Genomic DNA, 26,173 nt, shown 5'->3' on the forward strand with positions numbered 1-26,173 from the left:
TTTTTTACCACCACGCTTAGTTTAGCATGGTTTGGCGAGATGATAAACAATCGATTGATACGGTTTCACTTTAAAGCGTGTAAATGACTCGGGAAGATCGGTGTCATTGGAAATGAGAACCTTGGCATCATAGCCTTCAATATCAATATCATCAGGGAGCTGAAACTCGGTCTCTTTTCCATAAAAATTATTGATCACCAGCAGTTTTTCATCCGCTCCGTTTCTCAAATACGCATAGAGCGCTTGATCGTCTTCCAGAATCAGCTGATAATCTCCGGTTGTGATGATATCGAATTCCTTGCGGAGCTCATTCAGCTTTTTATAATGGTAGAAAATCGAATCAGGATCGCTGAGCGCTGTTTCTGCGTTGATTTCTTTGTAGTTTTCAGGCACCGGAATCCACGGTGTCCCCGTCGTAAACCCGGCATTTTCTTCTCCGTTCCACTGCACCGGCGTCCGCGAATTATCGCGGGACTTCGATTTCAGGATTTCGATGATTTCGGCTTCCGGCTTTCCTGCTTCTTTCAGCAGACGGTACATATTGAGAGATTCGACATCCCGGTAAAGAGAGATGTCCTCGAATTTCGGGTTGGTCATCCCGAGCTCTTCTCCCTGATAAATGTATGGCGTCCCCTGAAGCATATGAATCGCGGTTGCCAGCATTTTCGCAGACTTTTTGCGGTATGTTCCGTCGTCGCCATAGCGTGAGACGATCCGCGGCTGGTCGTGGTTGCACCAGAACAATGCGTTCCACCCGCCCCCTTTATGCATTTCAGTCTGCCATTCAGAAAGAATCTTCTTCAGCTTTAGAAAATCAAAATCCGCAAGCGCCCATTTTTCCCCGTTTGGATAGTCGGCCTTTAAATGGTGAAAGTTAAACACCATATCGAGCTCCCGGCTTTCGGGGTTTGTATACCGGATGCAATCTGCGATTGTGGTCGATGACATTTCCCCGACCGTCATGCTGTCGTATTTTGAAAAGACCTCCCTGTTCATTTCATTCAAAAACTCGTGAACCCTCGGCCCGTCCGTATAAAATCTGCGCCCGTCCCCTTGATCATCATCAGGGAAACGCTGGTCTTTTGAGATGACATTGATGACATCAAGTCTGAAGCCGTCGATTCCTTTTTCAAACCAGAAATGCATCATCTCGTACACTTTTTTTCTGACTTCATCGTTCTCCCAATTCAAATCCGCCTGTGTGACATCATAGAGATGGAGATAATACTGTCCGCTCTCTTCATGAAACTCCCACGCCGAGCCGCCGAACTTCGATTCCCAGTTTGTCGGCGGAGCACCGTCCGGCTTCATGTCCTTCCAAATATAAAAGTCACGATACGGGTTTTCTTTTCCGGACGCTGCTTCTTTAAACCATTTGTGCTCTGTTGATGTATGGTTAACGACAAGATCCATGATCACCTTTATGCCGCGCTTGTGGGCCTCTTCTAGAAGCTCTTCAAAGTCGGCCATTGTTCCATATTCTTCATGAACGTTGTAATAGTCGCTGATGTCATAGCCGTTGTCGTTTTGCGGCGATTGATAAATCGGCGTCAGCCAAATGACATCACAGGCGAGCTCCTTGATGTAGTCGAGCTTTTCGATGATGCCGCGAATGTCACCGACACCGTTTCCTGTTGTATCTTTAAAGCTTTTCGGATAAATCTGATAGACGACTGCTTTTTTCCACCATGGATTTTCTTTCGTTTCCACTTTTCAACACCACCGTTTTCTTCTTTATGAAATGGGAAAAGGGCTGACAAATATGCGCGCCCCTCTCCCTCTCTTATTTCATTTTTAATTTTGCATAGAGATATGTTCCGGCGAACGGCGCGATCAGCACGATCGCCATTCCGATTGCAAACGCTCCCCAGTATTGGCTCATGATAGAGAAAATGCCGGGTACACCGCCGACGCCGACCGAGCTTGCCAAAACCCCTTGCGAGGAAATGAACATTCCGGCAATCCCCGAGCTGATCATCGCGATCACGAACGGAAATCTGTATCTGAGATTCACCCCGAACAGCGCCGGTTCGGTAATTCCGAGATAAGCTGAAATGCCGGATGTCAGAGACAGGCCTTTCTGCTTCTCATCTTTGACAATAAACATCATCGCAAGCGCGGCTGAACCTTGTGCGATATTGGACAGCGCCAGCATCGGCCATAAAAATGTTCCGCCGAGCTTTGAGCCGATCAGCTGAAGGTCAACGGCAAGGAATGTATGATGCATTCCGGTAATGACGAGAGCGGCGTAAAGTCCGCCATATAACAGTCCGCCCAGTACGGCGAATTGTTCAAAGACAGCAATAAGGCCTGATGTTAAGACATTTCCGATGGCAAACGTAATCGGTCCAATGACAATAAATGAAGCAAAGCCTGTGACAAGCAGCGTAATCGGTGCCACGACAAGGAGCTGAATGCTCTCAGGCGTCCGCTTTGTCAAAAAGCGCTCAATTTTTGCCAGCAAATAAGATGCGAGCAAAATGGGAAGCACCTGCCCCTGATAGCCGACCTTCTGCACTTCCAGACCGAATAAATTCCAGACAGGAATCTCTCCGCTTTGCTCGGCAGCCCCGTATCCCCATGCGTTTAACAAATCAGGGTGCACAAGCATGACGCCCAGCACAATGCCGAGCAGCGGATTTCCGCCAAACCGCTTGACGGCCGACCAGCCGATTAATGCCGGGAGAAATGCGAAAGCCGTGCCCGCAATCAAGTTAATCATATTGGCGAGATCCGCCCATTGCGGATAGACTTCAACGATCGATTTTCCACTGAAGAAAATGTCTTGAGCCGTCAGGATATTGTTGATTCCCATCAGCAGTCCGGCGGTGACAATCGCCGGCAATATTGGAATAAAAATATCTGCAAGCGTTTTCACAGCACGCTGTAAAGGATTCATATTTTTCTCTGAGGCTTTCTTGACGTCATCTTTTGACGATTCGCCGATTCCTGTGGCCTTCACCAGCTCCGCATATACATTGTTGACCGTTCCTTGGCCGATCACCACTTGAAATTGGCCGTTCGTTGAAAACGATCCTTTGACAACATCTATTTGCTCCAGCACCTCTTGATTGACTTTGCTTTCATCGAGCAGTGCAAATCGCAGCCGCGTCACACAATGGGTTACAGCTGCAATGTTGTCTGCACCGCCGACAGCATCGACAATCCGTCGCGCTGATTGATGTAAATCAGTCATTTCAATCCCTCCTTCTCCTTTTATAACTTGTATATACATGTTATACCTATATTGTATTCCTGTATATACAAGTAGTCAACATATTTTTATAGCGCTTTCAAAAATAAAAAAAGCCCGCTGTTCCCTTCATAAAACGAAGGGCAGTAAGGCTTCCTCCGATTTATGCGCCGGGAACAACCGGCTGTGATCATAAATTGTTCACTTTTTCATCACGTTCATAAGCGTCGTCCTGCTGACCGATGTCTTTCAAATAATACTTTTCTGATGTAAAAAACTCATCATATAAAGACCTTACTTTTCTGCTCAAAAGCAGCACCGCCAAAATATTCGGAAGAAGAATGAAAACGAGCGCAAGATCAAGGAATCCCCATATCGCCTTTGCTCCTCCGGCAGCCCCGATGATGACGGCGGCCAGATAGACGAATTTAATCATATGCCCTGCGAACCGTCCGAACAGAAATTCAGCTTGTTTTACCCCGTAAAAAATGACCACTGTGATCGTTGATAAAACAAAGAAGACGAGCGCGACGGAGACGAAGTATCCGCCCACAGGGCCGAAATAGCTGCGGAATCCGGCTGCCGCTAGTGCCCCTGGATTGCTCGCCGCATTTTCACCGGTCCAGACGCCTGATGCGAGCACGACGAAGGCTGTGGTCGTGCATATCAGCAGCGTATCGACCACGATGCCGATCACCGCCCAGAATCCCTGTCTCACGGGGTGGTCGGTCATCGCCGCCGCGTGGGCGATCGGCGCCGTCCCCATCCCGGCTTCGTTGGAATAAAGTCCCCGGGCAAACCCCCAGCGAACGGTTTCGGCAACTGCCGCACCTGCAAAGCCGCCGAATGCCGAAGAAGATGTAAACGCATTCGAAAAGATGAGAGAGAAAAATGCGGGTACAGAAGAAAGGTTCATGACGACAATCAGGAAACCGGCCCCGATGTACGCCCCTGCCATAAGCGGAACCGCGAGCTCTGTCACTTTTCCAATCCGTTTAATCCCTCCGAGCACCACTAAACCGATCAAAATAGCAATACCGATTCCGGTGTATAAACGATTGAACGAGAACGTCTCAGCTAATGATGCGGAAACCGAATTTCCCTGCACCATGATGCTCGGAACGAGCTCGATCATCAGCGCCACCGAAAAAAAGACGCCGAGCCATTTCATAGAGAGCCCTTTTGTAATGTAATACATCGGCCCCCCGACATATTCGCCTTCTTCGTTTTTTTCTCTGTAGTGGACGGCGAGGACGCTTTCCGAAAACTTGATCGCCATGGCAAACAGCGCGACCAGCCACATCCAAAACACGGCTCCCGGACCGCCGAACATGATCGCCGCAGGCACACCGACGATATTGGCGGCGCCGACTGTTGAGCTGAGAGCCGATGTCAAAGCCTGCAGCGGTGTAACCGTCCCTTCTCCTTTCGGCTTTTTGCCGACGCTTCCGATCGTCTGCTTAAAGATATAGAGAGGATAGCGAAATTGAAAAAATTTCAGCAGGATCGTTAAATAGACTCCTGTCCCTGTCAGCAGTATGATGAGCGGAGGCCCCCACAGCCAATCTGATATGTATTCAACCCAGTTCAACAATCGTTCCATCCTATCACCCTTTTATTCGTTTATGGGTCAATACCACTACAGGACAGAAATAAACCTGCTTCAGCATTTTTTATTTCCCGCCGATCCTCCGGTACACTTTTTCTTTATAAAACGCTGAGGCAGGCTTGGAAAACATGCCTTTTTTGTCGGCGAGCCTGTCGAGCCTGAGCCGCGTTTCTGTTTTTCTCTCAATTAAACGCTCGCGCTCGTCTTCGTCCGCGCACTTTGCGATTAAGTCGTCAATTGTCATCAGCTCTTTCTTCAAAGCCCCTTCATCCCCCGTCATTCCGGCGTTTTTCATCACCCTGTAAGCCATGCGGAGATGCTCTGGAACATGGGCGGCATCGTCTTTTTTCAAAGGTTTCCCCATTCCCGGAAGCCCTTCGAATTCGCCGTCTTTAATAGCCCGCTTAATCTTGTCTTCAGAAACGATGTTCGAAAAATCCATGGTCTACATCCTCCCCTTCGTTCATATACTAACAACAGTCTGCCATAAAGATGCGTTCCCGCCAATGCAAGACAAGCGTAAAATATTCCCAAATGTTTTTTAGAAAACTGTAAAACCTTGATTTACCGGGGGTTTTGCGCTTCTTTTCACAAAGTTGGTTTCCGCTTTTCTAAATCGGTATTTCATGGTATATTTTATACATTCGTTTTTTCTTTCGTTCCGATGGTTTTTTACTGATCCGGAAAAAAGGAGTGTAACAATTGAAAAGATTTATTAAGGAAAGAGGTCTTGCCTTCTTCCTGATAGCCGCCATATTGCTATGGCTGAAAACTTATGCTGCGTATGTAATTGAATTTAATTTAGGAATAACCAACACAGTACAACAGATTTTGCTTTTTGTGAATCCGATTAGCTCAAGCTTGTTCTTTCTTGGATTGGGACTCTTGTTCAAGAAAAAAATACAGCAGACAGCGATTATAGTGATTCATTTTTTAATGTCTTTTTTGCTATATGCAAACGTCGTATACTACAGATTTTTCAGCGACTTTATCACACTGCCTACGATCATGCAGGCAAAAACAAACGGGGGACAGCTCGGGGACAGCATCTTCTCACTCATGCACCCGCTTGATGTTCTGTATTTCATCGATACCTTTATTTTAATCGGGCTGGCTGTTTTCTATAACAAACCTTCTGAAACAACAACGAAGCGCCCGTTTAAAATTGTGATGGGAACAAGCATCCTCGTCTTCCTCGTCAACCTGGCCGTTGCCGAGATTGATCGTCCGGAGCTTCTGACCCGTTCTTTTGACCGCAACTACCTTGTGAAATATTTGGGAACCTACAATTTCACAATCTACGATGCGGTGCAGAATATCAAGTCAAACAGCCAGCGCGCACTGGCAAGCTCCAGCGACGTGACGGAAGTAGAAAACTATATTAAAGCCAATCATGATAAGCCGAATGCCGAATACTTCGGAAAAGCGAAAGGCATGAACGTGGTTTACATTTCACTGGAATCACTTCAGACGTTCGCGATCGACTATAAGATCGACGGCAAGGAAGTCACGCCGTTCTTAAATTCACTGGCGCACGACAATGAAACGTTTTATTTTGATAACTTTTTCCACCAAACAGGACAAGGTAAAACGTCCGACGCGGAATTTATGATGGACAACTCGCTGTATCCTTTATCACAAGGATCAGTGTTCATTAATAAAGCGCAAAACACGCTGCAGTCGGCTCCGGCCATTTTGAAGTCTCAAGGCTATACATCAGCGGCGTTCCACGGCAACTACAAAACGTTCTGGAACCGCAATGAAATGTATAAAGCCATCGGGTATGACAAATTCTTTGACGCTACGTATTACGATATGAGCGAAGATAAAACGAAAAACTACGGGTTGAAAGATAAACCGTTCTTTGAAGAATCAATGCCGCTGTTGAAAAGCCTGAAACAGCCGTTCTATACGAAGTTTATCACCCTTTCGAACCATTTTCCGTTCGAGATGGATGAAGGCGATACAGACTTCCCTGCCGGCGATACCGGCGACAGCGTCGTTGACCATTATTTCCAGTCGGCCAACTACATGGATCAGGCCATTGAACAATTTTTCAACGATCTGAAAAAATCCGGACTGTATGATAATACGATTGTCGTCATGTACGGAGACCACTACGGTATTTCGGAAAATCACAACAAAGCGATGGCCAAAGTATTGGGCAAAGACATCACACCATATGAAAACGCTCAATTGCAAAGGGTTCCGCTGTTCATCCACGCGCCTGGGGTCAAGGGAATCAAATCCAATAAATACGGCGGTGAAGTCGATGTAGCCCCTACCCTGCTTCATTTGATGGGCGTGAATACGAAAGATTACCTGATGAGCGGTTCAGACCTTCTGTCACCGGAACACCGTGAAGTTATTCCGTTCCGCAACGGCGATTTCGTTTCTCCGGAATATACGAAAACGAACGGAAACTACTACGACACGAAAACAGGAGAGCTTCTGAACGAAAAAGACATTGATCCGAACATCGATGAGTCCGTGAAAAAAGAACTCGAAATGTCCGATAAAATCGTCGACGGAGATTTGCTGCGCTTCTATAAACCGAAAGGCTTTAAAGCGATCAACCCGAGCGACTACGACTACACCAATCACAATCCGAAAACATCAGAATCTGATGCGGCGCAAACAACGAAATCAGATTCCGGACAATAAACAGACAGCACCCGCTTCTAAATAAGCGGGTGCTTTTTTTGTCTTGAAACCGCGCTGTTCCTTTTTCGCGAGCAGATATGGTAAGCTTGAAATAGAATATAAAAAAAGAAAGCGGGAATGAATTGTGATTGTAACAAATGACCAAGAGCTGGAAGGGCTCAAGAAAATCGGCAGAATCGTCGCTTTAGCCAGGGAGGAAATGAAGGCAAAAGCAGCACCCGGCATGAGCACAAAAGAGCTGGACCTCCTCGGTAAAGAAGTGCTTGAAGCTCATGGCGCCGCATCGGCTCCGGAAAAAGAATACGATTTCCCGGGCACGACGTGCATCAGTGTCAACGACGAAGTCGCCCACGGCATCCCAAGCGAATCCAGAATTTTAAAAGAAGGGGATTTGATCAACATCGACATCTCCGCTGAATTTGGCGGCTACTATTCTGATACGGGCATTTCTTTTGTCCTCGGAAAAGGCGATGAAACGCTCCATAAGCTTTGCCAAACTGCAGAAAGCGCTTTTCAAAAAGGGCTTTTGCAGGCGCGCGCCGGCAAGAAACAAAACCAAATCGGCAGAGCCGTATACAATGAAGCAAAAGCAAACGGGTTCACCGTCATTAAAAACCTGACGGGCCACGGGATTGGAAAGAACCTCCATGAAGCGCCCAACCATATCTTAAATTACTATGACCCGTTTGATAATGCGCTCTTTAAAAACGGAACGGTCATTGCCCTTGAACCGTTTGTTTCCACAAGAGCCGAGCATACCATCGAAGCCGGAGACGGCTGGACATTCAAAACGCCTGACGGCAGCTTTGTGGCGCAAATCGAGCATACGATCGTCATCACGAAAAACGAACCGATCATTTTAACACAGCTTGACTGATTACGTGAAAAAGCCCGGCTCATAGAAGTCCGGGCTTTTATGCTAAAATAAAAGACAAACTGTGCCGAAAGGAGCTTTACCGCAATGCTGTTTGCCATCATCGGGCTGATCTTTTTCATCGAGAGCATCCTGTTAATCGTATATGCTCATAAAAAAAAGAACGGCTTTTTAAAATATATCGGAATCGTCCTCAGCATCTCGATCATTGTGATGATCGTCACCAGTTTGACACACGGCTGAAGCCTGCCCTCAAACTTCCAAACCACGACGAAAGACTCAGTTTTTAAAAATTGCCGCCTATCCCTTTTCAGCGTTTTTCTATAGATGTTAGAATGCCAATTGCATCGAATTATAGAAGGGAGTTTTCTGCCATGCATTACGGAAGCAAAGGCTGGTATGTAGAAGAACTGAAAAAGCTGGGAATGACGAAGTATGAAGGAAGAAAGCTTCAAAGCTATAAAAAACACTTTTTGGCCAACCTGCTTGAAAGCGCCAAAAAATAAACATGTTAAAGCCGTGCTCCTGTTCGGACACGGCTTGTTTTTATGCGCCCAACTGCTTTAAAAATGAGCTTCTCCAGCTTTCCGACAGCGCTTCAACCTCAAGGATCTTCCGAATGGCGGGGTGATTGCCTCTGTCATGGTACATCAAATGATTGGCGTACGAAACTGTGGCTTCGTGCGCATCTCTTGAAACGAGCTGCAGCCCGGAATCGGGCGCAACGATTCCTTCTTCGAGAACCCTGAAATAAAATCCGCTGAACCCGGTGTCCCTCACCTTTAACACCATATCTTTTTGATTCAGCCGTTTGGCAAGCTTGAAACAAGGCTGGCGCGGCTGGCTGACTTGAACAAGAGCCTCCCCCAGCTTGAAGATATCACCGATGCATACATCTTTTTCGGTAAGCCCTTTAACCGTCACGTTTTCTCCAAATGCCGCCTCGGGCAGTTTCCGCTTCAAGACGCTTTCCCAATACATGTAGTGATCCGCCGGATAGACGCAAACTGCTTTATCCTCTCCTCCGTGGTGAATCAGATCCGCCTGCCCGTCCCCTTCAAAATTCGTACGGCTCAAATATACGGGTCCGCCGACAGGCTCCTTCACGATTGCCGTTTCCACCTGTTTTCCGTCGAATTCGTATGTACGCGGACGGCCTACATGAATAGATAAAATGTCATACTCCTGATGTTCCAAAACCTCACGCCCTTCCTTTATTTTCATATTTTAACGATTTATCCGAAGCATGTCTATCCCATGATTTCAAAATGAGAAATATGGTAGCATAAAAGAAAAGGAGTGTTCTCGATGCTTCAATACAGAATCATTGTAGACGGACGCGTTCAGGGCGTGGGATTTCGCTATTTTGTTCAAATGGAAGCAGATAAGCACAAATTGACCGGCTGGGTCCGGAACCGCGACAACGGCACAGTTGAAATCCGTGCCGAAGGACCCGAGGAAAGCCTGAAGCAATTTTTAAAAGCGATTCAAAAAGGAAGTCCCTTCTCAAAAGTAACGGACGTGAATGTCGAAGAAACAAAAGAGATTGACGGATTCCACAAGTTTAATATCAGCTATTGAAAAATCCGCCGGAGATGGCGGATTTTTTAAACGGATCTTGACTAAATTCCTCTTTTATTTTAGTATTTAGTTAAATAGCTAAATACTTAATTTCAAGGATGCTGAATATGAATCAAACCTTTAAAGCTCTAGCCGACCCGACGAGAAGAAAAATTTTAAATCTGCTGAAGGATCGGGACATGACCGCCGGTGAAATTTCCGACCAGTTTCAAATGTCTAAACCAAGTATATCTCAGCATTTAAAAATTTTAAAACAGGCTGAATTAATTCAAGATGAAAAAAAAGGCCAATACATCATTTACTCGCTGAACACCACAATGTTTCAAGAAATCATCGGCTGGGCTTTCAGTTTTACTGAGCAAGCCGGCAAAGATAAAGGGGATGCCAAATGAGAAAACACATCTTTTCACTCGCAGTAATTGCCGTCAATCTAATCATGTGGGCAATCGCTTATCCGCATATTTCAACTCAAGTTCCAATCCATTGGTCATTTTCGGGAGAAGTCGACAGGTATGCTTCAAAAATGGAAGCGATGCTTGCCATGATTGGGCTGCTCGTTTTTATGTATATCTTAATGTTCTTAACGCCAAAAATCGATCCGCGCAGAAAAAACTATCAGCTTTTTTCGAAGACTTATTACCTTCTCATCAATGCCATGCTGATTCTATTTTCCCTGATCAACGTGCTTGTTATCATGACAGGGCTCGGGTATGATCTGCCGGCGGGCAGCATTGTACCGGTTCTAGTAGGCGCTCTACTCATTGTCATAGGCAATTACCTCCCGAGAGTCCGCTCAAACTTTTTTTTCGGAATCAAAAACCCTTGGACATTGAGCAGTGATTCAATCTGGAAAAAAACCCACAGATTTGCGGCGAAAGTATTTACTTTAGCAGGACTGCTGATCATTGCGGACGGATTGTTATCGATCAGCCCAGAAATCATGCTTCCGGTTATTTTGGCAACGGTTTTCGCGCCCTATATTTATTCTTATGTCCTGTACCGGAAAGAAATCAATATGAAAAGCTGACAAGAGGATAAATGAAAAAGAAGGCTCCGATATGGAGCCTTCAGATTGTTGACAAAATCCCAAAACTGCTCTTAGTTTTGGGATTTTGTCATCCTTTCAGCGTGATTGAAAACCCTTGCAGTCTAGGAAGGCCGAGCATCGGAGCGGAGCGAATGTTGGAATTCGTGAGCACCGACGCGCAGGCCTGACGACGAATGCGAGGGTTTGTCGACACGCTGAAGGCTCCGATATGGAGCCTTTTATCTTCTCCTCAGGAGAGACGGCATAGGAGCATGAAATTTTGCCGCTTTTCCTTCTGGATAAAAGCCGAACTCTCAATTGTTAAGGTAAGGCTTTTCCTGATAAAAGTAATTCGGTTTAAGCGTTTTATTTTCATAATAGCTGTGAAAGATATGGGTCGCTGCCGGAGATATCGGCGGAATCAGCCACGTCCAGCTTGCTGAAAGCTCCCTTCCAGCTTCAGCTTCCTGCTCCTCAAACCGCTTGAATTGGCTTGCCGCGGTATGATGGTCAACAATGCTGACGCCGGCTTTTTTATAGGAGTGAAGCACCGCGGTATTTAATTCAACAAGCGCCTTGTCTTTCCACAGCGAAGTATTCCGTTCCGTATCAAGTCCCATAATGGCTGCCACTTTTTCGAGCACATTATAGCGGTCTGTATCCGCGAGGTTGCGCGCTCCGATTTCCGTTCCCATATACCAGCCGTTAAACGGGGCGGCATTATAATGAATTCCTCCGACCTCCAGCTTCATATCGGCTATAATCGGCACACCGTACCACTTCAGCCCCAGACTTTTAAAGCCTTCAATCTCCGGATGTTCAATCCTGACCTCTTTGACGATTTCACGAGGCAGCTCATACCACACAGGGGGACGGCCATCTATTTGAAAAACGAGCGGCAAAACGTCAAAAGGCGTACCTTCGCCTTTCCAGCCGAGCGCTTCACACGCTTTTGTCAGTTCCAATGATGCAGGATCGCCGATGACACCTTGCTCCGTTTCATACCCCGCATACCTGATCAGCTGATGGTTCCAAATGGACACTTTTTTTTGCCCGCTTTGTTCCGGGGGAAAAATCGTAATAAACGGTCTGATTTTCCCTCCGTTTGTCGCAAGCTCTATATGGTGAAAAAGCGCATCCCGCACCTCTGCCTCGGTTTGAACGCCTCTTTGATCGATGACAGTAAGAGAGTGCCAAAACAGCCGGCCGATGCAGCGGCTGCTGTTTCTCCACGCCATTCTGGCGCCATGTTCGATTTCTTCTAATGTATGTGTATAGCTTCCGGTTTCTCTGATTTCTTCGTCTATTTTATGTAAGCGCATCCTTATTTCTTCTTCGGACTTCGACAGTTCCCCGTAGCAGAGCTCGATGAAGGTCTTGGCTTCCCTCCATAATTCTTCATATGATTCCAACCGGATTCTCTCCTTCCAGATTTCAGACTGATATTTATTGTATAGGTTTCGATCTCAGTTTAAAACCTTTATGTATGAAAAGACAAAAAACCGCTAAAAAGCATCCGTCAAAGACGGATGCCCAGATTGTTGACAAATTCCTAAAACGGTTTTCAGTTTTAGGATTTTGTCATCCTTTCAGCGTGACCCGCAACCCTTGCAGTCTAGGAAGGCCGAGCATCGGAGCGGACTTTCACAGGAGGTGATGACGGCGGCGTTCAGGCAGGACGCCTGGGCGATTAGCCGCCGACCCTTCTCCTATTTTCGTGAGCACCGACGCGCAGGCCTGACAACGAATGCGAGGGTTTGTCGACACGCTGAGCATCTGTCAAAGACGGATGCCTGATGATTATTCCTTAATATTAAGCGTTTTGGTGTTCAGCATGAAACGGTAAACCGGCAGCTCTTTGCCTGTTTGAGAAGGGATGTAACCCGTGCTCACATAACTGTCAACCGATTCCGGCTCAAGCGCAATCGACAGTAGATTGCTTTGCGGTTGAGCTGTAAAATAGACTTTTGTTCCTTTTGGAAACTCTTTTTTCTGTTTTTTAAGCTTCGTTTCCACCTTGATCACAGGCCGGCCCTCAGATTCTCCCGCTGTTTCTTTCGATAAAACCTCATACGCTTCAGCGGTGAGCTTTTGCTTGAAAGGCAGTGTCACGCTCTTTAAACCTTGATCTTTCAACTTCTGTTCGATATCTTGATGGCCCGGAAGGACAAGATAAGCGGTCGGCCGTGTTCTTGACAGCACAGGAACGGCTTCCGAGGCGCTGTAATATTGGACAGGAACGTCAACTGCTTGTCCAGAAGCGATATCAGCGACTTTCAGCGTGTCTTTATACGGCCCTGCAAACTCACTTTTGATGACCACTTTGTCTTTATCGCTCACTTTTGCGCCGTTTTTTATCAGCTTTAATTTTTCTTTGGCGACAAGGCGCTTGATCTCGGCTGCATGCTTCACTGTCGTGTCGATGATCGTCTCATGCGTAGCAACCTGAGCCGCGACTCTTCTTGCAAAATTTTCGCGTCCGATGTCTATCCCCCTGCTTTCCACCAGGAAGGAAAGGGCAGGCTGGAGGGCGAATGCATTACGCCCGATTCTCGCTTCTGTACCGCCTTCATAGATTTCGATTTTTCCGTCCTTGCTTTTTCCCGTCGTATAATATGCATCATTAGAAAAACCTTTTTCATCAAGTTTAGCTCTGACGCCGTTCACATAAAGGCTGTCAGACGCATACCTGATCGATTCGGGAATGTTTACATTTTTTCCTGATAAAATTAAAATATCATGGTATTTTAATGACCCCTTTTCGCCTACGCTTTGAAATTCATTTTGGCCGACACCGTATTCATGGGCATCAATAACGACTTCAGGCGAATATTTATTGAACTCCTGGTGAATGGCACGGACTTCCGGAGATTCGAGCTTGACATGATCCCTGTTTCCGTCGATTCCGCTCGCCAGCCGTCTGTTAAACTGATACGAGCCGTCAGGATTGACCCGCGGAACGACGATGACATTGATCTTGTCCAACACTTTGTCGCCATACGGTCCGGCCAGTTTTTCAGCCATCGCCAGGGCCGATTCTCCCGCTGCCGGCTCATTTCCGTGTATCTGTCCTTGCAGCCAGACGGTCGGTTTTTTTGATATAGGAATTATTTGCTTGTCCTTTGTGAAGTAGAGCGCGGGAATATTTCTTTTTTCAATTGAAAAACCGATATTCCCAATTTTGACATTCGGGCTTTTCTTTGTCAGACTGGTTATAAACTTCATCATTTCTTCTTGTGTCGTAAAGGCTTCCCCTTCTTTCACAAAAGCAGGGGTTGAGAAAGTTTCTTCCGGCTCCGGATATAATGATGACACTTGCTCTGGCTGAGTATAGTTCTTTCCATAGTAAGGGATTTCCGCAGCGTGAACCGCATCAGACACCAACAGTCCTGCAAACATTGCCGCAGCTGCCAGCAAAGCTTGGACCCTTTTTTGAATGTTCATCTTTTCTCAGCTCCTTTCAGGCATACCTGCATTATAAATGAAATATCAGCCTATTTTGTCTAAAATTTCAGAAAATGATTCCTTTGGTATACAACAACATCCGGAATATAGCACGATGGATGGCCATCATCACATGTAAATGGTTCGTTTTTCCCTATAAAAAAACATTCAGCTGGCTGAATGTTTTAAGGGCAGCATATGGCATTTTACGAATCAGAAGCGGGAAGGCGGCCTGACAGATCAAGAAGCTCTTTGGAAAAATCGCTTCCTCTCATCGGTACACCATGTCCCGTCAACAAAGCAGCCGGTTTTAATTCCGCCAGCTTCTTTACCGAGTCCGCCGCTTTTGTCCAGTCCATTGTGAAATAAGCCGGGGGTCCGTTCAGCTCCTGCTTTTGAATCGCCACTTCAAACAGAGACTCCTGCTCTACAGTTGTAACGGCGTCGCCTGCGATCAAGGTTCTGTCCGACTGCCGGAAAAGCGAAATATGACCTGGTGTATGACCCGGCGTCTCAATCCATTTCCACCCTTTAAGAAACGGAAGCGAACCATCTTCATTAAGCTGCTTTACACGGGACGAAATGTTGATTGAGTGCCTTGGAAACAACGGAGACATCTTTGCAACCAACCCGCTTTTCACTTGCGGTTTGGCAGGCGGATAATCGGCTTTTCCCGTTAAATAAGGCATTTCCTTCTCATGGGCGTAAACTGGAACCGGCCATGTTTCGAGAAGACCTTCCAAAGCGCCGATATGGTCGAAATGTCCATGCGTCAAAACGATTGCTTTCAGCTGAAAATCGCCGAACCGCTCCTTCGCCTCTCTTAAAATAAATGGAGCGGACTTGGGCATTCCGGCATCGATTAAAACGGCTTCCCGCGAATCGGGATCGAAAATAACATACACATTGACGATTTGCACCGTCAAACCGAATACACCTTCGGCATACTCTTCCAGGACCCCGCTGTTGATGGACGTCAAAGGCATGTAAGGATCACTCATTATGTTCACCACACTCACTTATCATATATTTTATTACTTTGCACATTTGACTTGAGGATATGCACGGATGAGCACCTTTGAAAAAATGAAGGAGGGACAAAGCAATGGGAGATGGTCAGTGGTTTACTGTGACAGAGCTTGATGAATCCACATATGCGATCAGCGAATACGGGCATTGGGAGAATGTACACTCTTATTTGCTTGTTGGGGCAAAGGAAGCCGTTTTAATTGATACAGGTCTTGGCATCGGCAGCATGAAGACGGTAACGGATAGTCTGACCGATCTGCCGGTCAGCGTCATCACAACCCATGTCCATTGGGATCACATTGGAAGCCACGGTGAGTATCAGCGCATTTACGTCCATGAAGCTGAGAAAGACTGGCTGACGGACGGAATCAAAGGGCTTCCGCTTGAGCACATTCGCCGCGATGTCTCGCGAGATATCACCAAACCTGTACCGGCCGGCTTTTCCGCTGAAACATACACCCCGTTCAGAGGCGAACCGTCGGGAACGCTGCAAGACGGCGATACAGTCGGCTGCGATTCAAGGCCGCTCGTTATTTATCACACGCCTGGACACTCCCCGGGGCATATCTGTATCTTTGATCCAGCATCAGGCTACTTGTTTACCGGCGATCTGCTGTATACCGGAGCCCCCATCTATGCATTCTACCCGACGACTGATCCGGCCCAATTGATTCAGTCGCTTGAAAAAATCTCGGCTATCGAGTGCGTGAAAAAAGTTTTCGGCGGGCATCATCAGCTCGGCCTTGCGCCTGACATTTTGCAGGAAGCCGGGCATGCGGCCCAGCATTTGAAGAAGCACGGGCTGGCAAAGCACGGCACCGGCACGCACCGATTTAAGAGCCTGAGCTTTCAATTTTAACTAAAAAAGATGATTGCCCAGCCGGGAATCATCTTTCGCGCTTTCTTCAAAAATGCAGACCTTTCCTGCGGGAATCTGATCCTTTAGCTCCGAACATGAAAGACGTCAGGCAGAAACCGATTACACCGCCGGCCGTATTTAAAATTAAATCATCTACATTAAAAGTTCTCGTCATTATGAATCCTGTCACAGACAGCACAAGCTGGAGACTCTCAATCAAAAAGCTTGTCAAAAAAACAAAAACTGCCGCTTTTTTCAGCGAAGTTTTTCTCCATAGAACGGAAAGATACACACCTAAAGGAATGAGCAATAAAACATTAAAAAATGTAAGCTTGACAGAGTTCCAAAAAAACCAATCAAATCCGCTCTGCTGATGCATTTGCACCCATTCAGCGACAAAATAAAACGGAATGAGCTGAATGTTCATTTGAGCGTATGCCGGCTGCGGCGGAATGTTGATTCCGCCTATCGTATAGTGATAAACGACGCTCAAATAAACAATAAAACTGGCAAACACCATTTTTCTAAACAAACTTGTCTTTTTTCGGTTTTTCACAATGTCATACAAAAAGTAGACGATTGCATACAAGAAACCGAGCAGCATGAAATCAACTGACCAAAACATTAACGTTCACCTCCTTACATTCGGTGTATTTAAATCAACCTTTTCTCGACCATAAATCGTGGAATTCAAATTAACAGCGTCGATACGAACATAAAAAAAGGACAGGATCTCTCCTGCCCTTCATTTTACCATATACCCAGTAATTTCCACCACAATCCTCCGACAACAATCCATGTCACAATATGAACAATCGACAGGATAAAGCCGATTGACCACCATTTGCTTTGCGGAATATAACCGGCCCCGAAAAAGACGGGAGCCGCTCCAGCTCCGTAGTGTGTCGTCGAAGCAAAAAGGTTGCTGAAAAACGCAAGGCTTAATGCTGCGAGGAGCGGCGGAGCGCCTGCAGCGATAATCACGGCGAGAAAGGCCGAATACATCGCGCTGATATGAGCGGTTGCACTCGCAAAGAAATAATGCGAATAATAGTAAACCGCAATTAAAATGAGAAATGCGCTGAACCAGGAAAATCCTGAAACATACGATTTCATCGCATCGCTGAACCAGCCGACCATGCCGAGTTCATTCAAGAAGCTCGCCAGCATGACGAGCGCTGCAAACCATGTCAGCGTATCCCATGCGCCTTGCTCTTTCTTAATATCGTCCCACGTCAGAACCTGTGTCAAAAGCAGGACGGCTAAACCGATCAATGCCGTTGTCGTCGCGTCAATTTTCAGGTTTCCGCCGAAAATCCATAAAAAAAGGACGAGCAAAAAGACCGCGACCATCGAGAGTTCCGATTTTTTGAACGGCCCCATTTCTTTCAGCTTCTCTGTTGCGATTTTTGCTGCATCAGGCGTTTCCTTCACCTCAGGCGGATACAGTTTATAAATGACAAGCGGGGTGATGATCAAGCTGACAAGTCCCGGGACGATGGCCGCCACAGCCCAGCTTGTCCAGGTCAGATTCACACCTGCCACATCATGGGCAAGTTTGGCAATCAGCGGGTTTGCCGCCATAGCCGTTAAAAACATCGCTGAAGTGATCAAGTTCCCCTGAAAGCCCACCTTCAGCAAGAAAGCGCCGATGCGCCGTTCCGTGCCGTCCTTGGGCGTCGACTGAAAAGTTTCGGATAACGAACGGATAATCGGAAAAATAATTCCCCCGGCCCGCGCGGTATTACTCGGGATCGCCGGCGACAAAATCAAATCGCTGACAAGAAGGGAATACGAGAGTCCGAGTGTTTTTTTGCCAAATATCCGCACAAATAAATAGGCGATTCGCGCACCTAAACCGGTTTTAATGAATCCCCGTGAAATAAAAAAGGCAATGACGATCAGCCAAATTGTCTTGTTTCCAAAACCGCTGAGCGTTTCTTCAATCGACAGCGTTCCGGTGAGCGCCGTGACCGCCAATGCGAATACGGCGATTGCCCCCATCGGCAGCGGTTTTGATATAAAGCCGATAATCGTTGCCACAAAGATTGCAAATAAGTGCCATGCTTTCGGATCCAATCCGGCGGGCGACGGAATAAACCAAATAACCGCTCCGACTAAAATCGTGACCGCAAGAGGAATGATGTTCAGTGCCGATTTTTGTTCTGCACCTTTTTCTTTAGCCACTACCTTTTCCTCCTATTCATATCGTTTTCGTTTATTATTCTACTCCTTTCCTGCTATCATTCAAATTTTATTTTATTAAAAAAACTGCCGACCTTGTCGGCAGTCTCAATTTATACCCAGGATTTCACTTTTTCATGATCCGTGACGAAGAGAAGGACTTTTCCTTCATCAAGCTGTTTCTCGAATTGTTCTGCTTCCTGTTTTGAAAAGCCGATCTCATGAATTTTATTGCGGAGCTCGTCCCCTTTTTTGTTGAAGATATTGCCGACGGCATTTTTAATGCCTGTTTCTTCGGCTCCGATCGTATTGGCATCCGCGTTGTCCGCGAGTCTTTCAGTACGGTCGTCATCATGTGACAGAACGTAAATATCTTCTCTTGCAACTCCGATTTCCCTGAGTTCCTCAACAGCCTTCATCAGTTTTTCATCATTAGTATATTGTCTTACTACCGGTTTCATATGAATCTCCTCCCTTTTTTCATGTTGTATTTAAGACTTACCCTTTGTTCACGCGGCTAAACGGATGAATGCTCTGTCATGACATTTTCATTTCAATGTTACAATTGTTATAAATTTTCAGACAAAACGTTTGAAAGGATTGCCAATTCAGGTACATTAACAAATAGACAAGGCTTTTTAGATGGGGTGATTGAAGCGTGTATTATTTTTCACCGGAACAGCAGTATAACGCATGGATCATTAGCGATTTGGTCAAGCAGATTTTTTCAAGAGAAGGTCATCAAGAAGCTGATACTCATCGATTTGAATCTTTTGCCGCCAGACGATTCGGCATCAATATCGATTACGTCTTTTCAATCATCATGAACATCGGCGATCCGGAAGAAAGGAGAACGGCAAGCAGCACCGAAGACCTCCTCTCTTCTTATCTCCTGTCATTGCTTCCTTTTATCACAAAAGACATGTTTCAATTTTCGAGAGAAAATGCCAATCAATATCTTTTAAATGAAAGAAATGCTGATGTTTTTCATCTTTTTCTACCCGATTCTGTGCTGAAGAAAACCTTTCATGCAACCAGCTGATCTTTTGCTAAACCTCTTTTTTACGTGGTAAGTTATAAGTAAAAGGAGGAATCATTATGCCACAAAAGCAAATTGAACTCGCAAGACGTCCGCAGGGCATACCTGTTATGGACGATTTCCGCATAAAAGAAACGGAAATTCCGGAAGCAAAAAACGATGAAGCGCTTGTAAAAACGCTTTATGTCTCAGTGGACCCTTATATGAGAGGAAGAATGCAGGACACGAAATCCTATGTCGAGCCATTTCCGCTTGATAAAGTGATCACTGGAGGCGTGATCGGCGAAGTGATATCTGCAAAAGGAGACAAGCTCAAAAAAGGGGATATTGTTTTGGGCAACTTGGGCTGGCAGGAGTATTCAGCGGTTCGCGAAGACAATCTGCAGAAAATCGATCCGTCCCTCGCGCCTGTTACCGCTTTTCTTGGGATTCTCGGCATGACCGGTTTGACGGCTTATTTCGGGCTTCTGGACATCGGACAGCCAAAAGCCGGTGAAACGGTTGTTGTCTCCGGGGCCGCCGGAGCAGTCGGCTCCGCTGTCGGACAAATTGCCAAAATTAAAGGGGCGAGAGTCGTCGGTATTGCGGGCTCTGACGAAAAAACGGCATACTTAAAAGAAAAACTCGGTTTTGATGAAGCAATCAATTATAAAACAACGGAAAATATGGCTTCAGCGCTTGAACAAGCTTGTCCGGACGGTGTCGATGTTTACTTTGACAACGTTGGAGGCACGATTTCAGATGCCGTCTTCACCCTGCTCAATAAGTTTGCACGAATTCCGGTTTGCGGGGCGATTTCTTCTTATAACGTCAAAAGCGCAGAAGATGATATGGGGCCGCGCGTACAGACGGCCTTAATTAAAACAAGCGCCTTGATGAAAGGATTTGTCGTCAACGATTACAGGGACCGCTTTCCTGAAGGAACCAAACAGCTTGCCGAATGGGTAAAAAGCGGGCAGCTTCAATATGAGGAAACGATAACAGAAGGTTTCGAGCGGATACCGGAGGCATTTTTAGGCTTGTTTGAAGGAAAAAACCTCGGCAAACAGCTGATCAAAGTCGCCGATTCCGACAATGCCTGAGCATTCATATAAAAGGAGGCCTGCCAGCAGCAGGCCCCTTTCTTATCTTTCAATAATCCGTCCTCTTTCATACACGATCCGCTGAAGCGGGATTTCAAGCTTCTTCGCCAGCTTTTTCAGCCTTTCCTCTTCAATGCGGTTGACAAGGCTGATCACGGTTCCTTCATTCCCCGCTCTTCCCGTCCTCCCCGATCTGTGGATATAGCCTTCAACGTTTGGCAAATCGGCATGGATGACATAAGGGAGATCTTCGATGTCGATCCCGCGTGCTGCGATATCGGTCGCAAGAAGCAGCGTGAACTCGCCTGCTTCAAATGCCTGCAATATGTTGGCGCGCTCGATTTTTTTCGCCTCGCTGTGAAGGACGCCGATGTCGACATGATGAAACTTAAGCTTTTCGGCATACACGTTTAAATTGCCGATGTCTTTGACAAAGACGAGCGCCTGCATGCCTGGAAGCCGCGAGAATTTCTGCAAGATCTTCACCTTATCCCGCTGGTCGCATACGAGAAATTGGTGTTTGATTTTGGCAGATTCTTCTTTCGACCTCTTGATCCTGAGAACTTCCGCTTCTGACGTCAAGCCGCGGAGCTCGCGTTCGGCGTCGTCTTTTAAAGTCGCCGAAAAACAGAGAAGCTGTCTGTCGCGGAGCGTCGATTTGATGACGCTTTGTATCGTCCCGCGATGCTCCGGCGTAAGCAGATGATCTGTTTCGTCAAGGACGATCGTTTTCACTTCATGCATTTTCAGTTTTTTCATTTTAATCAGCTCAAATACGCGTCCAGGTGTGCCCGCAATGATGTGCGGGTGTTTTTTCAGCTTTTCCTGCTGCTTTTTGACATTGGCGCCGCCGATTAGGGAAGCGGCTCTGATATCCGAGCCTTTTTTCCATTCGACGATCACATCAAAAATCTGCATAACAAGCTCGCGGGACGGAGCCAGAATCACAGCTTGCACGTTCTTTTGATCCGCCTTCAGCTTTTCCAGGATCGGCAGGACGTATGCGAGCGTTTTGCCCGTTCCAGTCGGCGACTCGGCGATCACGTCACGCCCGTCCAAAATCAGATCGACTGCGTTTTTTTGGACACTCGTCGGCTCTTGAAAGCCCGATGCCTTCCAGTTCTCTTGAATAAACGGTTTTGCTTTATTTAAAAATGGCCATCTTTCTGTCATGTTTTTCTCCTTTTATCAGGTTGATTCTGCTCCTAGTATCTCAAAACAAAAGCGGCTGCGCAATTTTTCTTTTATTGTTCCCTCTGAGTTCGATATAATCTTATAGAATACAGATTATATTTTGAGGTGCAAAACATGAGTTTACTTACAGTAACAAAGCTGAGCCACGGTTTTGGCGACCGGGCGATCTTTCATGATATATCCTTTCGCTTGCTGAAAGGCGAACATGTCGGTCTCATCGGAGCAAACGGTGAAGGAAAATCGACTTTCATGAATATCATTACAGGCAAACTTGAGCCTGACGAAGGAAAAGTGGAATGGTCCAAAAAAGTCCGGGTCGGCTATCTTGACCAGCATACATCACTTGAGCGCGGACAAACGATCCGCGATGTGCTGAGAAACGCTTTCCATTATTTATTTGCGATGGAAGAAGAAATGAATGCCATCTATACAAAAATGGGCGAGGCCGACCCCGACGAGCTTGAAAAGCTTCTCGAAGAAGTCGGAACGATTCAGGACGCCCTGACCAACAACGACTTTTACGCGATTGACGCAAAAGTTGAAGAAATCGCCCGCGGCCTCGGGCTCAACGATCTCGGCCTTGACAGAGATGTCGCGGATTTGAGCGGCGGCCAGCGGACAAAGGTGCTGCTTGCCAAACTGCTCTTGGAAAAGCCCGACATCCTGCTGCTCGATGAGCCGACAAACTATCTGGACGAACAGCATATCGAATGGCTGAAACGCTATTTGCAGGAGTACGAGAACGCCTTTATTTTGATTTCACACGACATTCCGTTTTTAAACAGCGTCATCAATCTGATCTACCATGTGGAAAACCAGGAGCTGACCCGCTATGTCGGCGACTACAACCAATTCCGCGAAGTATATGAAGTGAAAAAACAGCAGCTTGAAGCAGCCTACAAAAAACAGCAGCAGGAGATTTCAGAGCTGAAAGACTTCGTCGCCCGCAACAAAGCGCGCGTCAGCACAAGAAATATGGCGATGTCCCGGCAAAAAAAGCTCGATAAAATGGATATGATCGAGCTCCCTTCGGAAAAACCGAAGCCTGAATTTCACTTTAAACAAGCAAGAACATCCGGAAAGCTGATTTTTGAAACGAAAGAGCTTGTCATCGGCTATGATGAGCCGCTGTCCCGCCCGCTGAACTTGAGAATGGAGCGGGGACAAAAGATCGCTCTGTACGGAGCCAACGGCATCGGAAAAACGACATTGCTGAAAAGCCTCCTGGGTGAAATATCACCGCTGTCGGGAGAAGTCGAACGCGGCGAGCACCTTCATATCGGCTATTTCGAGCAGGAAGTCAAAGAGACCAACAACAACACATGCATAGAAGAAGTATGGAACGACTTTCCGTCCTTTACACAGTACGAAATCCGCGCGGCCCTGGCGAAGTGCGGACTGACGACAAAGCATATCGAAAGCAGGGTTTCCGTATTAAGCGGCGGGGAAAAAGCAAAAGTCAGACTGTGCAAGCTCATCAATTCGGAAACGAACCTGCTTGTCCTCGATGAACCGACAAACCACCTTGATGTTGAAGCAAAAGAAGAATTAAAAAGAGCTTTGAAAGAATACAAAGGCTCCGTTCTGCTCATCTCTCACGAACCTGAATTCTATATGGACATCGCGACAGAAACATGGAATTGCGAGTCATGGACAACGAAAGTTTTATAAACAAAAAAGCTTGTTTCCCTAAAAGGAAACAAGCTTTTTTCATTAATGACCGGCTTTGATGCCTGCCAAATAACGGCGGCCTCCAGTCAAAACGGCGATGCCGGCAAGCACGGCGATGCATCCTGCAAAATAGGGAGTATGCGCAGTAAAATGATCGGCTAACACACCGGCGATCCAAGGCGCAATGGCCCCGCCGATGAACCGGATGGAGCTGTAGGCAGATGAAGCGACAGACCGTTCGACAGGCGCAGCTTCCATCACCGCTGTTGTCAAAATCGTATTGATCATGCCCAGAATCCCTCCGGCTATGATGATCGCCCCGATAACGAGCGCCATGTGCTCTGTCCAAATCCCGATCGCGAGCAAATCAGCTGCAAACAGCATAAACAGAAAGATCAGCGAGCGGACGGTTCCAAAGATCCGCTGTACGGCCGGAGCGATGAAAACGGAAGTGATCGCAAGAAACAGTCCCCAGCCGAAAAAGACATAGCCGAGGCCCCGTTCATTTAAGTCAAGAACAAACGGCGAATATGCAAGTAGGGTGAAGAAACCGAAGTTATATAAGAATGCGGCCCCTGAAAGCGTCAATAGCCCTTTATAACGAAGCGCTTTGATCGGCGCGCTGACGGAAATTTTCTTCTGCGGTTTTTGGACAGGCGGCAAAAGAAAAAAGATGGCCAAAAGCGCAGCCGCCATTAAAACCGATACGCCGAAAAACGGCGCTCTCCACGATATTGTGCCAAGCTCTCCGCCGGCTAGCGGTCCAACCGAAATGCCCAATCCCAAAGCCGCCTCATACAAAATAATGGCTTTTGCGCTTCCGCCAGATGCCACGCTGACAATGACGGCAAGCGCAGTTGAGATAAACATGGCGTTTCCGAGGCCCCAGCCGCCGCGGAAGCCGACGAGCTGAGAGATGGAATGCGAAAGCCCGCCCAGGCCTGCAAAGACGATGATCAGGATCAAGCCGCTGATTAACGTCAGCTTCGCTCCAATCCGGCTCGATACGGCGCCTGATAAAAGCATGGCGAAACCTGTGACTAGCAGATAGCTTGTAAATAAAAGCGAAACCTGGCTGGGGGAAGCATGCAGCTGCCGTGCGATCGCCGGCAGAATCGGATCGACAAGCCCGATCCCCATAAACGAGATCACGCAGGCAAAGGCCACTGCCCAGACCGCTTTTGGCTGTTTAAACATACTTGAGTTCATTATCTATCAAACCTTTCTTTACAAATAAAGAAACGCTATAAAAATAGCGTTTGTCTTGTTTAATCAATTGATTGAAGCGCATTCTCGGCTTTTGCCTGCATACCCTCCAAGCGCTTCTTGAATGATTGAAATTTTTCAATCTTTTCATCAATCATTCTCATCTGTTCATTCAGCATCCTCTGAATGTCTTCGAGCTTTTCTTTTCGTTCCCGTTTGTCCAGCGATAATAGGTATCCTTCTTTATTCATCTCTAGGTGTTTGCCCGTTTCCATGAATTGCTGAAGCTCCTGCAGCGAAAATCCCAGCACTTCCTTCGCGCTGATCACTCTTTCAAGCTCTTCAAGATCGTCTTCAGAGTAAAGACGGACACCGCCTTCCGTCCGCTTCGGTGAAGAAAGCAGACCGATTTCTTCGTAAAAGCGGATCGTTCTTTTCGTCAGACCGCTTCGCTTGGCCATTTGATCAATCTTCATCCACTCCACGTCCATATCCCCCCGAGATTTTTCTTCTTTACTATTATACTACTATTATACTTTTACGTAAACGTTAAGTTTTTTTCGATGCAAAAAAAAGAACTGACTTGACATCATCCTGCTGCTGTAACGTATCATAGAAATGGACATCAAAACAGGAGGACAAATAATCAGAGTGAATACTCATCAAAATCGATTTTCTGTTCAAAGCAAAGTTTCGGCAGTAATTGAAAGCCGGCTGTTTCAGTCATTCATCACGACGGTCATTGTGTTGAATGCCATCTCGATCGGTTTGGAAACTTACGCTTTCTTTAAACCTTATCAAAAAGTATTTTTTATTGTGGATTGCTTGTTTTTAACGATATTTGTAATCGAACTTTCTCTTAAACTATTCGTTCAAAAACAGCACTTTTTTAAAAACAACTGGAACGTTTTTGATTTTGTAATCGTCGCCGGCAGTTTGATTCTTTACAATACGAATTTCGTTAGCGTTCTCCGTATTTTCCGGGTGCTGCGGGTGCTGCGGACGATCACTTCCGTTCCCTCATTAAGACGGATCGTCAACGCGCTGTTTATGGCGATTCCGACCATCAGCAGCGTCATTATCCTGATGAGCATCATTTTTTACGTGTACGCCGTCATCGGTACGATGTTCTTCTCCGCCATCGCGCCGGAATACTTCGGCAACCTGCAGCTCAGCCTTCTGACACTGTTTCAAACCTTTACGCTCGAATCGTGGGCAAGCGGCATATTCAGGCCGATTTTTGCCGAGAGCGGCTGGTCATGGCTCTATTTCGTTTCATTTATCGTCATTGCGACTTTCATTATGATCAACTTGATCGTCGGGGAAATCGTAAATAATGCGCAAAAAATTTCTCAGGAAATAGAAGATGAGACAGGCGAGCTGAAAGAGGATACAAAAGAAATCAAAGAACTGCGCGCGGAGGTTAAAGAATTAAAAGCGCTTCTGGAAACCTATATCACGCAAAATGAAAAGAAAGATGAAAAGGGCCGGCACCTGTAAGCCAGCCCTTTTTTCGT

The 26,173-nt window shown here is 46.5% G+C and carries 26 protein-coding genes; 12 read left to right on the plus strand and 14 right to left on the minus strand.

Annotated features, from left to right (window positions below):
* Positions 1–21 precede the first annotated feature (21 nt).
* From treC to MST20_RS18315, 4 genes are all read right to left on the minus strand, one after another.
* A complete protein-coding gene (treC, locus tag MST20_RS18300) occupies positions 22–1,710 on the minus strand; it encodes an alpha,alpha-phosphotrehalase (RefSeq protein WP_243944017.1) in 1,689 nt (562 codons plus the stop codon).
* A gap of 73 nt (positions 1,711–1,783) precedes the next feature.
* Complete coding sequence (gene treP, locus MST20_RS18305; protein WP_065644568.1) at positions 1,784–3,196, minus strand: PTS system trehalose-specific EIIBC component; 1,413 nt, start codon at positions 3,194–3,196, stop codon at positions 1,784–1,786.
* A 187-nt stretch (positions 3,197–3,383) separates the two neighbouring features.
* Positions 3,384–4,796, minus strand: coding sequence for an alanine/glycine:cation symporter family protein (locus MST20_RS18310; RefSeq protein ID WP_243944018.1), 1,413 nt, complete (start codon positions 4,794–4,796; stop codon positions 3,384–3,386).
* A 70-nt stretch (positions 4,797–4,866) separates the two neighbouring features.
* The gene (locus MST20_RS18315) at positions 4,867–5,244 is read right to left on the minus strand and encodes a DnaJ family domain-containing protein (protein ID WP_065644566.1); all 378 of its coding nucleotides are present in this window, start codon (positions 5,242–5,244) and stop codon (positions 4,867–4,869) included.
* A gap of 260 nt (positions 5,245–5,504) precedes the next feature.
* Between MST20_RS18315 and ltaS the strand changes: the two genes are divergently transcribed.
* The 4 genes from ltaS to MST20_RS18335 all read left to right on the plus strand — a co-directional run bounded on the left by ltaS (position 5,505) and on the right by MST20_RS18335 (position 8,846).
* Positions 5,505–7,466 carry a lipoteichoic acid synthase gene (gene ltaS, locus MST20_RS18320; RefSeq protein WP_065644565.1) on the plus strand — a complete coding sequence of 654 codons (1,962 nt, stop codon included), beginning with the start codon at positions 5,505–5,507 and terminating at the stop codon, positions 7,464–7,466.
* 124 nt (positions 7,467–7,590) lie between these two features.
* Positions 7,591–8,343: a type I methionyl aminopeptidase gene (gene map, locus MST20_RS18325; protein ID WP_243944020.1), complete on the plus strand. Its 753-nt coding sequence runs from the start codon at positions 7,591–7,593 to the stop codon at positions 8,341–8,343.
* 84 nt (positions 8,344–8,427) lie between these two features.
* Complete coding sequence (locus MST20_RS18330; RefSeq protein WP_020450539.1) at positions 8,428–8,583, plus strand: hypothetical protein; 156 nt, start codon at positions 8,428–8,430, stop codon at positions 8,581–8,583.
* Between the two features lie 131 nt (positions 8,584–8,714).
* A complete protein-coding gene (locus MST20_RS18335; protein WP_065644563.1) occupies positions 8,715–8,846 on the plus strand; it encodes a DUF2639 domain-containing protein in 132 nt (43 codons plus the stop codon).
* A 40-nt stretch (positions 8,847–8,886) separates the two neighbouring features.
* On the opposite strand, the gene MST20_RS18340 is transcribed toward MST20_RS18335, so the two are convergent.
* The gene (locus MST20_RS18340; RefSeq protein WP_081303655.1) at positions 8,887–9,537 is read right to left on the minus strand and encodes an MOSC domain-containing protein; all 651 of its coding nucleotides are present in this window, start codon (positions 9,535–9,537) and stop codon (positions 8,887–8,889) included.
* A gap of 111 nt (positions 9,538–9,648) precedes the next feature.
* Between MST20_RS18340 and MST20_RS18345 the strand changes: the two genes are divergently transcribed.
* From MST20_RS18345 to MST20_RS18355, 3 genes are all read left to right on the plus strand, one after another.
* Positions 9,649–9,921, plus strand: coding sequence for an acylphosphatase (locus MST20_RS18345; RefSeq protein WP_065644561.1), 273 nt, complete (start codon positions 9,649–9,651; stop codon positions 9,919–9,921).
* Positions 9,922–10,028: 107 nt separating this feature from the next.
* Complete coding sequence (locus MST20_RS18350) at positions 10,029–10,313, plus strand: autorepressor SdpR family transcription factor (RefSeq protein ID WP_009329070.1); 285 nt, start codon at positions 10,029–10,031, stop codon at positions 10,311–10,313.
* Positions 10,310–10,948: an SdpI family protein gene (locus MST20_RS18355; protein ID WP_243944022.1), complete on the plus strand. Its 639-nt coding sequence runs from the start codon at positions 10,310–10,312 to the stop codon at positions 10,946–10,948. Before MST20_RS18350 ends, MST20_RS18355 begins: the two co-directional genes overlap by 4 nt.
* A 314-nt stretch (positions 10,949–11,262) precedes the next feature.
* Here the strand turns inward: MST20_RS18355 and MST20_RS18360 are convergent, their stop codons facing one another.
* The 3 genes from MST20_RS18360 to MST20_RS18370 form a co-directional block, all read right to left on the minus strand.
* Entirely contained in the window at positions 11,263–12,360 is a 1,098-nt protein-coding gene (locus MST20_RS18360; protein WP_243944023.1) for a nitric oxide synthase oxygenase, read from the minus strand.
* 388 nt (positions 12,361–12,748) lie between these two features.
* Positions 12,749–14,392 (minus strand): M14 family metallopeptidase, encoded by a 1,644-nt coding sequence (locus MST20_RS18365; RefSeq protein ID WP_243944026.1) that lies wholly within the window; start codon positions 14,390–14,392, stop codon positions 12,749–12,751.
* 206 nt (positions 14,393–14,598) lie between these two features.
* Positions 14,599–15,393: an MBL fold metallo-hydrolase gene (locus MST20_RS18370; protein ID WP_243944028.1), complete on the minus strand. Its 795-nt coding sequence runs from the start codon at positions 15,391–15,393 to the stop codon at positions 14,599–14,601.
* A 104-nt stretch (positions 15,394–15,497) separates the two neighbouring features.
* Here MST20_RS18370 and MST20_RS18375 point away from each other — a divergent pair, with 104 nt between their 5' ends.
* Positions 15,498–16,280 carry an MBL fold metallo-hydrolase gene (locus MST20_RS18375; RefSeq protein ID WP_165426300.1) on the plus strand — a complete coding sequence of 261 codons (783 nt, stop codon included), beginning with the start codon at positions 15,498–15,500 and terminating at the stop codon, positions 16,278–16,280.
* 46 nt (positions 16,281–16,326) lie between these two features.
* Here MST20_RS18375 and MST20_RS18380 read toward each other — a convergent pair whose 3' ends face one another.
* From MST20_RS18380 to MST20_RS18390, 3 genes are all read right to left on the minus strand, one after another.
* Positions 16,327–16,905, minus strand: a complete 579-nt coding sequence (locus MST20_RS18380; RefSeq protein ID WP_243944030.1) for a VanZ family protein — start codon at positions 16,903–16,905, stop codon at positions 16,327–16,329.
* 125 nt (positions 16,906–17,030) lie between these two features.
* On the minus strand, positions 17,031–18,467 hold the full coding sequence (locus MST20_RS18385; RefSeq protein ID WP_243944031.1) for an anion permease: 1,437 nt from the start codon (positions 18,465–18,467) through the stop codon (positions 17,031–17,033).
* A 110-nt stretch (positions 18,468–18,577) separates the two neighbouring features.
* Positions 18,578–18,925, minus strand: coding sequence for a YflT domain-containing protein (locus MST20_RS18390; RefSeq protein ID WP_165426297.1), 348 nt, complete (start codon positions 18,923–18,925; stop codon positions 18,578–18,580).
* Between the two features lie 197 nt (positions 18,926–19,122).
* Between MST20_RS18390 and MST20_RS18395 the strand changes: the two genes are divergently transcribed.
* Together MST20_RS18395 and MST20_RS18400 are read left to right on the plus strand one after the other, a co-directional pair.
* Entirely contained in the window at positions 19,123–19,506 is a 384-nt protein-coding gene (locus MST20_RS18395; protein ID WP_243944032.1) for a YfmB family protein, read from the plus strand.
* A 56-nt stretch (positions 19,507–19,562) separates the two neighbouring features.
* Positions 19,563–20,585, plus strand: coding sequence for an NADP-dependent oxidoreductase (locus MST20_RS18400; protein ID WP_279600189.1), 1,023 nt, complete (start codon positions 19,563–19,565; stop codon positions 20,583–20,585).
* A 42-nt stretch (positions 20,586–20,627) separates the two neighbouring features.
* Here MST20_RS18400 and MST20_RS18405 read toward each other — a convergent pair whose 3' ends face one another.
* On the minus strand, positions 20,628–21,758 hold the full coding sequence (locus MST20_RS18405) for a DEAD/DEAH box helicase (RefSeq protein WP_243944033.1): 1,131 nt from the start codon (positions 21,756–21,758) through the stop codon (positions 20,628–20,630).
* A 135-nt stretch (positions 21,759–21,893) separates the two neighbouring features.
* On the opposite strand from MST20_RS18405, the gene MST20_RS18410 reads away from it, so the two are divergent.
* Entirely contained in the window at positions 21,894–23,450 is a 1,557-nt protein-coding gene (locus MST20_RS18410; RefSeq protein ID WP_020450520.1) for an ABC-F family ATP-binding cassette domain-containing protein, read from the plus strand.
* Positions 23,451–23,492: 42 nt separating this feature from the next.
* Here MST20_RS18410 and MST20_RS18415 read toward each other — a convergent pair whose 3' ends face one another.
* Positions 23,493–24,659, minus strand: coding sequence for an MFS transporter (locus MST20_RS18415; RefSeq protein WP_243944034.1), 1,167 nt, complete (start codon positions 24,657–24,659; stop codon positions 23,493–23,495).
* Between the two features lie 59 nt (positions 24,660–24,718).
* Complete coding sequence (locus MST20_RS18420) at positions 24,719–25,141, minus strand: MerR family transcriptional regulator (RefSeq protein WP_003179703.1); 423 nt, start codon at positions 25,139–25,141, stop codon at positions 24,719–24,721.
* Positions 25,142–25,307: 166 nt separating this feature from the next.
* Here MST20_RS18420 and MST20_RS18425 point away from each other — a divergent pair, with 166 nt between their 5' ends.
* Positions 25,308–26,156 carry an ion transporter gene (locus MST20_RS18425; RefSeq protein WP_243944035.1) on the plus strand — a complete coding sequence of 283 codons (849 nt, stop codon included), beginning with the start codon at positions 25,308–25,310 and terminating at the stop codon, positions 26,154–26,156.
* The last annotated feature ends 17 nt before the right edge of the window (positions 26,157–26,173 follow it).

This window comes from Bacillus sp. B19-2, from assembly GCF_022832475.1.
GTDB classification, from domain to species: Bacteria; Bacillota; Bacilli; order Bacillales; family Bacillaceae; genus Bacillus; species Bacillus paralicheniformis.